Source organism: uncultured Porphyromonas sp., assembly GCF_934359325.1.
Lineage (GTDB): Bacteria > Bacteroidota > Bacteroidia > Bacteroidales > Porphyromonadaceae > Porphyromonas_A.
The window spans coordinates 1-3,710 of sequence record NZ_CAKRLH010000166.1 but is presented as its reverse complement, the minus strand read 5'-3'; the positions used below and the strand labels follow the sequence as shown (position 1 = coordinate 3,710).

At 56.3% G+C, this 3,710-nt stretch carries 6 protein-coding genes; 4 read left to right on the top strand and 2 right to left on the bottom strand.

Annotation, left to right across the window (positions count from 1 at the left end):
• From Q0F21_RS06310 to Q0F21_RS06295, 4 genes are all read left to right on the top strand, one after another.
• Nucleotides 1–815: hypothetical protein (locus tag Q0F21_RS06310; protein WP_297238393.1), on the top strand; the 815-nt coding region annotated here is incomplete at its 5' end.
• Between the two features lie 27 nt (nt 816–842).
• Nucleotides 843–1,289: a DUF4494 domain-containing protein gene (locus Q0F21_RS06305; RefSeq protein WP_297238391.1), complete on the top strand. Its 447-nt coding sequence runs from the start codon at nt 843–845 to the stop codon at nt 1,287–1,289.
• A gap of 13 nt (nt 1,290–1,302) precedes the next feature.
• Nucleotides 1,303–1,989: a YggS family pyridoxal phosphate-dependent enzyme gene (locus Q0F21_RS06300; protein ID WP_297238390.1), complete on the top strand. Its 687-nt coding sequence runs from the start codon at nt 1,303–1,305 to the stop codon at nt 1,987–1,989.
• Between the two features lie 51 nt (nt 1,990–2,040).
• A complete protein-coding gene (locus tag Q0F21_RS06295) occupies nt 2,041–2,736 on the top strand; it encodes an OmpA family protein (protein WP_297238388.1) in 696 nt (231 codons plus the stop codon).
• A 119-nt stretch (nt 2,737–2,855) separates the two neighbouring features.
• Here Q0F21_RS06295 and Q0F21_RS06290 read toward each other — a convergent pair whose 3' ends face one another.
• Nucleotides 2,856–3,299 carry a hypothetical protein gene (locus Q0F21_RS06290; protein ID WP_297238386.1) on the bottom strand — a complete coding sequence of 148 codons (444 nt, stop codon included), beginning with the start codon at nt 3,297–3,299 and terminating at the stop codon, nt 2,856–2,858.
• A gap of 249 nt (nt 3,300–3,548) precedes the next feature.
• Nucleotides 3,549–3,710 (bottom strand): porin (locus Q0F21_RS06285; protein WP_363282705.1); only part of this gene is annotated, 162 nt, incomplete at its 5' end.

The window sequence follows — 3,710 nt, the reverse complement described above, 5'->3', positions numbered from 1 at the left end:
TCTCCATGCCGCGGATGACACTGGGGGATAACCTCCTGAAGCGCCCTTGGATACGGACGCTGGTCAAGCTCTGTGATGCCGTGGTGGTGAAGCGTGGGCTGCCGGTTCGCGAGACTCTGATGGAGTCGAAGCGCCTCTCGGAGTATATCCGTACCGCTGTGGAGCAGGGAGAGGAGCATGTCTGGCTGGCACAGAGGGATGGTCGGGCGAAGGACTCCAACGACACCACCCAGCCCGGTCTGCTGAAGATGCTGACGCTGAGCGCCCCAAAGGGGGCATCGATCGCTGAGTCGATCGAGAGCCTCCACCTGGTGCCGATGGCGATCTCCTATGAGTACGACCCTTGTGATGCACTCAAGGCGGTGGAGCTGCTTGCCCGCCGGCGCGATCCGGACTACCGGAAGCAGCCGACAGAGGATCTCGTCAGTATGCGCACCGGCCTGAGTGGGAGGAAGGGGCGCGTCCACATCAAGGTGGGCGAGCCGCTGCATGACCTCGTCTCGCTCTACGAGCCGGAGGCAAGTAAGAATGAGCAGCTGGCTGCCATCGCACGGGAGATCGACCGGCAGATCTTCCTAAACTACCGCTTCTATCCCTCCAACTACATCGCCTACGACATCGTCCGCGGTGGAGACCAATTTGACTCCATGTACAGCCGTAAGGAGCGCCTGCTCTTTGAGCTCTATGTCGAAGAGCAGATGGATGCTGCCAAGGTGGCGACCAAGGATCGAGAGGAGGTGGCACATATGATCTTTGACGCTTATGCCAATCCTCTGGTCAATAACCTCATCACGCGCAAGATCATCCGCAGATAAGTTTTACTAAGAAAGATATTAAGCTCCATGAGTTGGTTTGAGTGCAAAGTCACTTACGAAAAAGAGATCGCCGAGTCAGGCAAAGTCCAGAAGGTCCACGAGTACTACCTCGTCGATGCCCTCACCTTTACCGAGGCGGAGGAGCGTATGAGCGGAGAGATGGAGAGTCGTGGTCCCTTCCGGCTCGACAGCGTCAAGAAGGTCAATTACTCGGAGACGTTCTTCAATAACGGACAGCTCTTCTACAAAGCGAAGGTGGGATTTATCCAGCTGGACGAGAAGAATGGCGTGGAGAAAAAGAAGTACACCTATATGCTGGTGCAGGCGAATGACTTTAGGGACGCTCTCGAGGAGCTGGAGAAGCAGATGAAGACGACGCTTGCCGACTGGACCATTGCCTCGATCGCTGAGACCCAACTGGTGGACGCCTTCCGGTACGAGGCTCCGGAGACTAAGCCCGCCGAAGCGCAGTAAGAGAGATCATCCTATGAGCACCATTGCCGATCGCATAGAGGCACTGAGGGGAGAGCTGGGAGAGCAGGTCCGCCTCGTCGCTGTGTCGAAGTATCACCCCATTGAGAAGCTCCGCGAGGCGTACGATGCGGGGCAGCGTATCTTTGGCGAAAACCGCGTGCAGGAGATGGTGGCGAAGCAGCCTGAGATGCCCGACGATGTGCAGTGGCATCTGATTGGGACGCTTCAGCGAAATAAGGTCAAGTACATTGCCCCCTTTGTCGACACGATAGAGAGTGTCGACTCGGCCAAGCTCCTCAAGGAGATCGAGCGTCAGGCTGTGCTCCAGGAGCGCCCCGCTGAGCGGGGACCGATACGGTGTCTCCTCCAGATCCATATCTCGGGTGAGGAGACGAAGCATGGACTGGATGAAACGGAGCTGGATGAACTCCTGAAGTCGGGGCTGATCAACGATTGCCCTCACGTGGAGGTGGTCGGGCTGATGGCGATGGCCTCGCTGACCGATGATATGGAACTGGTGGAGCAGCAGTTTGTCCGCATGCAGGAGCTCCTCGGTGAGGTGCGCGACCGGTACTTTGCTGACCAGCCCTCTTTCCGCGAGCTCTCCATCGGCATGTCCCAAGACTATAAGATCGCCCTTAGGCATGGTGCGACGTATGTGCGCATTGGCACGGCGATCTTTGGCCCTCGTGAGTACTGACTTACGTAGGGTAGCAAATGATTTTTTTATCCATAAATAGCACAATCAATCATGAAGAAGACAACTACAATCCTCGCAACATCCGCCCTCGCCCTCAGCGTCTCGCTCAGTGGCTGTGGCTTCCTCCAGAAGATGGATAAGACCGTCCTTGGTGCTGGTACCGGTACCGCCGCAGGTGCCGCCATCGGTGCCGGCATTGGCAATACGGCAGGTAATGCCGGAGCAGGTGCCCTCATCGGTGGTATCGTCGGCGGCGTCGCTGGCGGCTTCATCGGCAATCATATGGAGAAGCAGGCTAAGGAGCTCGAGAAGGCTGTCCCCGAGGCAGAGGTGGAGCGTGTCAATAATGGTGAGGCGATCCGTGTCACCTTCGACAGCGGTATCCTCTTCGGCTTTGACAACACCGCCCTTAGTCCCCAGTCTCGGGAGGCACTCACCCGCTTTGCGGCTAATATGAATGCCAATCCGCAGACCAACATCCGCATCATCGGTCACACCGATAGCACCGGTAAGCATGAGTACAACGTGGGTCTCTCCAAGCGTCGCGCTCAGAGCGTAGTGAACTTCCTCCGCGAGCAACAGGTCTCCAGCACCCGCATGACCCTCGATGGTGTAGGTCCCGACCAGCCCATCGCTGATAACGGCACCCCGGAGGGTCGTGCCAAGAACCGCCGCGTGGAGGTCTTCATCCTGCCAAGCCAGGAGATGATCAACGAGGCTAAAGCCGAGGCTGCCAAGCAGAAGTAAGTCGGCTGCTCCTTCGGACGACCCTTTTCATAGAGTGCGTGTCCGAGCAAAAAAAAGAAGGGAGAGCAGATCCTCAGTGGGTCTGCTCTCCCTTATTAGATGAATGGTGGAGGACTGGGTTACTCACTTTGCGTGACAGTAAAGGATGGTCCCCATACTATGGCCAAAGCGAAAAAGTAGATGGATCGCGGCTTCCCGGTCTTATTCTCCTCAGCGGTCACGGTGACGGTGCGGGTGTCCTTGGAGATGCAGAAGGTGATCCACTCATAGTGGATGACCTTGGAGCCATCCTTCGTGGTGCTGATCTCCATCTCGTCCTTTGTCAGCTCTCTTTCCCTGACCTTATTGACCGTGGTGGCTGATGGATCCTGCTCGTAGACTACAAGTGTGTGGAAAAACCATGGGTTCTTCTTCAGAACCACCTCGTTAACCTTGGTCCCTCCGGTCCGGTCAAAGTCTATGACCTCCTGCTTGATCCTGGGCGTCTGACTGGTGTCGTCGCACCCGCAGGCGAAGAGGAGCAGAAAGCAGACCGAGGCTGCCCACCAAAAATAATGTTTCATATGTTGTTCTTTACTTCTGTGACTTGGCAATAGGAGCAGGTGAGCAGTGCTGGATCATTCGCTCCCGTGTCCTTTATTATATCCCAGTATCGTCGACGTACTGTCAGTAGTCATACGAGTATGCGAAGTTACGTCATTTGAGGTGCAACTGCAATGGTATGAGGGGGACGAGGCAGCCTTGCTTACGAAAAGGGAGAGCAGATCCTCAGTGGGTCTGCTCTCCCTCATTAGGTGGTGTGCCTGCTCCGATCAGAACATCGGGAGCTGGTAGATAAAGCCGCAGAGCAGCTTATTGGTGGAAGCGGTGGTGTCCGCAATGTTGTCCTTGAAGTTACGACCCACGTAGGTGAGGAAGAAGTGGAGATTGCCATCCTCCATCGGGTAGTACTCCACGCCGGCGAAGTAGCCGAG

What these genes read in the sequence shown, in the direction of transcription:
- Q0F21_RS06290 (WP_297238386.1), bottom strand. Translation starts at nt 3,299, where the DNA reads ATGAAACATTATTTTTGGTGGGCAGCCTCGGTCTGCTTTCTGCTCCTC.
- Q0F21_RS06295 (WP_297238388.1), top strand. Translation starts at nt 2,041, where the DNA reads ATGAAGAAGACAACTACAATCCTCGCAACATCCGCCCTCGCCCTCAGC.
- Q0F21_RS06300 (WP_297238390.1), top strand. Translation starts at nt 1,303, where the DNA reads ATGAGCACCATTGCCGATCGCATAGAGGCACTGAGGGGAGAGCTGGGA.
- Q0F21_RS06305 (WP_297238391.1), top strand. Translation starts at nt 843, where the DNA reads ATGAGTTGGTTTGAGTGCAAAGTCACTTACGAAAAAGAGATCGCCGAG.